Here is a 3,711-nt window from a genome sequence, read left to right on the forward strand (position 1 = left end):
TGCCATGCACGCCTTACCGAAATGTACGGTGTTTTTTCATCCAGGAATACGCAGTCCCATTTCAATCCAAGAATCTCTTCTCTACGCAATCCCGCGTACAAGCCAATCATTACGAAAACATACGGTGGAAGCTCACGAATGCTATCCAGCAAAATGGCAGTCTGTTCATCCGTCAAAGCCTCGCGCCGCTTCGCAGGCTTTCCGCCTCTTGCGCAAATCGTTTTGGATGGATTCTCTTTGATCACTTTGCTCTCTTCTGCCGAATTAAAAATGTTCTTAATCAGCATATTGAGCTGACCATACATTCCGGAAGAACCTTTTGATAGCGGAACCATCAGCAGCCGCAGGTCATCTGTGGTCACCTCGTCCATATACATCTGTCCAATCGGACCCACGATGTACCTGTTCATCATCCGCGAATATCCTTCCAACGTATTGGTTCTTACCGTTCCTGACCGCATCAGCAGCCATTTTTCGCAGTACTCTTCCACGGTCGGATTCTCTCTATGGAAAATCACTTCTGCGATTTTCTTCTGGGCATCTTCCACCCGGTCATACAATTCTTCGCGTGTCAGCCCATAAATCGCCACTCTCTTTCCGTCTGCATCTGTAATCCGAGTGCGGTAATACTGTACCCCTTTCATCATCACTGTTCCGTATTCCGGAAGTTCAACCGGACGCTTTTTTCCTTTAGCCATGTGTTCTCCTCCTCGTCTATCTTCATACATTGCGTGTTGTCACTATTATTATCATGGCGTACAACACTTCCTTCAAGGATGTCGAATGTATGTAAAAAGGGCAGGGATTTTTTACCATCCCTGCCCCAAGTTTTTTCTGATTTACTCTTAATCCCACGATGCAAAAGCATCTTCCAGCACTCCTGCGAGCTGCTCTGGGCGATTGTATTTCACCTTGGCGTAAATATCCATGGTGATCTTGCTGCTTTCATGACCGGCAAGATACTGAACTGTCTTCGGATCAACCGAAGCATGAATCAGATTCGTAATATAGGTGTGCCGCAGCTGATGCGGAGTCACCTCAAAGTCCAGACTGTAAACCACATTTCCATTGTGTGCTGCCTTTTGCCCCAGAACCGGCTTCACCGTATGCTTCACCCTCTTGCCATCTTCATAGCGGTAATAGCAGCGTTCCTTGGTGGTACGGGTTACGATATACTGCCATAATCTCTTGAACTGCGTATAGGACAACGGGTCTCCATCCCGGTTTGCAACCACAAAATCCGATGTCGATGTCTTCTTCGCCTCTTTCAGACATTCCAGAAGATTGTCCGGCAGAGGGACATTCCGATGCGCTGCCTTTGTTTTCAGCTCTGTCAGAATCACCGGACGATTATGCTCCGTATGCCAGGCTCTCCGAACGGTAAGGTACGGAGCCTCGCAATCAAGATACACCGAATCCCATTGAAGTCCGAGGATTTCTTCTCTCCGCAATCCTGCGTACAGCCCCAACATCACAAACACATACGGCGGCAAGCCGTAAATGGCATCCAACAGCTTATCCACCTGCTCATCCGTAAGCGGGAGACGATCCTTCTGGGGAATCCCGCCCACATTCTTCTTCAGATAGATGGTCGGATTCTCATCAATAATCTTGCTCTCCATTGCTGCCGTGAAAATACACTTATATATAACGTTCACCGATTTGTACACGGATGCCGACTTTTTCGATGCCGCCAACAGTGCCAGGCGAATGTCATCTGCTGTTACATCTCCCATATGCATATCGCCCAATGGCTTGATGATGTAGTTCTTCACTTTCGATGTATAGTCAATCAGCGTTGTCATCCTGATCTGTGCCGACTGCATCAGCAGCCATTTCTCGCAATACTCCTCCACTGTAGGTGTACTGCGGCGATACGTCTTGTTCTCAATCTGCTGGATCGCTTCCTGTTCCTTCTGGTACAGTTCCTCTCTCGTCCTTGCATATAAGGAAACTCGTCGTCCCTGCTGATCTGTTACACGGGTTCGATAATATTGTGTCCCCTTCATGCTCACCGTACCATAATCGGGAAGCATCATTCTTCTTGCCGCCATATCATTACCTCCAATCCTGTTGTTGCTTTCATTATTGCGGATTCATCGTCCATACTCAACGATGTCGATTTTCACCGCCGAAAGCTTCGAGGTTTGCGATATGTCGCAGCACGTTCCATCGGTTTTGCACGGTGCGTACATTTTGCAATGTACTCCTGAATCCCCACTTCCGTGAAATAAACGCAGCCATTTTCCACATACTGAACATAGGAAATCAAACCGTCCGTTCTTGCAGCATCCAGTGTTTTAACGCTAATTCCCAGTATCCTAGCTGCTTCCTTCCTTGTAATCAGTTTATCCATCGCCTTCTTCGCCATCCTTTCGGCATTTGCCCTGTCTTTTTTTCTCTGCCTGTTCCGGAATGTAATATCCAAGCTGAATCCTTACAGCTTCATCAATCCCACGCATCTGCCCCTTACTTACCCGCCCAAGATAGCGAATCACGCATACCTTGTCGCAGGTGTCGAGCTGTTCTGCCAATACCATAGAAGGTTTTGCCAGCCCCTTTGCTTTACGGAGAAAGAAATGCGTTGGCTGCTTTCGCTTCTTCTCAATTTTCGATGTCAGCGGAGCAATCGTGATCGTCGGCGCATAATAATTGCCGACATCGTTCTGAAGAACCACAACAGGACGAACACCGCCCTGCTTTGATCCGACCGGAACACCGAGATTGGCGAGATATAAATCACCTCGCCGATAAACCCAGTTTTCTTTCATTTGCTGTTGTCTCCAATCTCCATACACTGATATGGATAAAGCCTGCCAGGTATCATGCTGATACAGCACCCGGCAGTGCTTTCTGAAAATATGGTTTCTCTGTACTTTTTCTTATTACCCCAGAGATGTAGGATTTCTCACAGGCGGCAGTGTGCTTCACTGCTCCATTGGAATTTAACCATCCCGCCTTCCTTATGGCCGGACCGCGAATTACGGAAGTATCATTGTCCCTGTCTGGCTTTAACACCGCCGCCGGTTGCAATCCGGCATTTGCTTCTGCGAAACCGCTATCGCCCCGATGGGCTTCATGGCGTGCAGTCGAAGGCTCGACCAAACAGGAATGTACCTGAAGAATGAGTATTCAGTTTTCAAGGGACATCCGGACTTTCGTCCTTACAAAGTAAGTTTAACAAGAATTCTCCGGTTTCGCGTTGGCCCCGTAGGCGCACTTTAGTTGTCCTTGCAGGACTACCTATGGTTCGTTTTAACTTTTTCAGTGTCCTATGAAGTCGGATTGGGGCAAAAAAAATACCCCGTTGGTTTCCCAACGAGGCATCGAAGACGATTCTATTCTGTTTTCTGTAAACTGGTACCCGTTTATCTCCTGGTGACCATTTGAGTCACGGCTAATGTATCAAAATAGCAAAGCTCATCTCAGCAAATCAGACAAGCTGTATTCTCCTTTGGGGATATTTGCTGTTCTGCGATACTCTTTTATGGCTTTCACCAAGAGCTGAGGGTTACTGAAATACTGCTTCACAAAATCATACGACTTCACATCATGCATCCGAAGATTTGTTTTACAAAATTCGCTTGGTTTTTTTCCAGAACGCTTAAATTGATCATATGCTCCTTCCGCATGAATAATCAGCATTTCAATTTCTGGAGCAGTAATGACATTTACCACGTCAATTTTCTGCTCATATGCTTTACTCAATCG

At 46.9% G+C, this 3,711-nt stretch carries 5 protein-coding genes and 1 pseudogene; all 6 read right to left on the reverse strand.

Annotated features, from left to right (window positions below):
* The coding region (locus ACZQK9_RS12920; RefSeq protein WP_483270837.1) for a tyrosine-type recombinase/integrase at positions 1 to 698 on the reverse strand (698 nt) is incomplete at its 3' end.
* 147 nt (positions 699 to 845) lie between these two features.
* On the reverse strand, positions 846 to 2,054 hold the full coding sequence (locus tag ACZQK9_RS12925; protein WP_216567235.1) for a tyrosine-type recombinase/integrase: 1,209 nt from the start codon (positions 2,052 to 2,054) through the stop codon (positions 846 to 848).
* A gap of 71 nt (positions 2,055 to 2,125) precedes the next feature.
* The gene (locus tag ACZQK9_RS12930; protein WP_483270838.1) at positions 2,126 to 2,356 is read right to left on the reverse strand and encodes a helix-turn-helix domain-containing protein; all 231 of its coding nucleotides are present in this window, start codon (positions 2,354 to 2,356) and stop codon (positions 2,126 to 2,128) included.
* Positions 2,349 to 2,771, reverse strand: coding sequence for a type II toxin-antitoxin system PemK/MazF family toxin (locus ACZQK9_RS12935; RefSeq protein ID WP_097783096.1), 423 nt, complete (start codon positions 2,769 to 2,771; stop codon positions 2,349 to 2,351). The genes ACZQK9_RS12930 and ACZQK9_RS12935 overlap by 8 nt, the downstream gene beginning before the upstream one ends.
* Positions 2,772 to 2,823: 52 nt before the next feature.
* Positions 2,824 to 3,105, reverse strand: coding sequence for a hypothetical protein (locus ACZQK9_RS12940; protein ID WP_038280795.1), 282 nt, complete (start codon positions 3,103 to 3,105; stop codon positions 2,824 to 2,826).
* Between the two features lie 315 nt (positions 3,106 to 3,420).
* Positions 3,421 to 3,711: pseudogene (locus ACZQK9_RS12945) on the reverse strand (hypothetical protein); the annotation flags it as partial.

This window comes from Wujia sp., from assembly GCF_056872695.1.

Excerpts from the sequence above, each read along its gene's own strand:
- ACZQK9_RS12930 (WP_483270838.1), bottom strand. The coding sequence starts at position 2,356 with ATGGATAAACTGATTACAAGGAAGGAAGCAGCTAGGATACTGGGAATT.
- ACZQK9_RS12935 (WP_097783096.1), bottom strand. The coding sequence starts at position 2,771 with ATGAAAGAAAACTGGGTTTATCGGCGAGGTGATTTATATCTCGCCAAT.
- ACZQK9_RS12925 (WP_216567235.1), bottom strand. The coding sequence starts at position 2,054 with ATGGCGGCAAGAAGAATGATGCTTCCCGATTATGGTACGGTGAGCATG.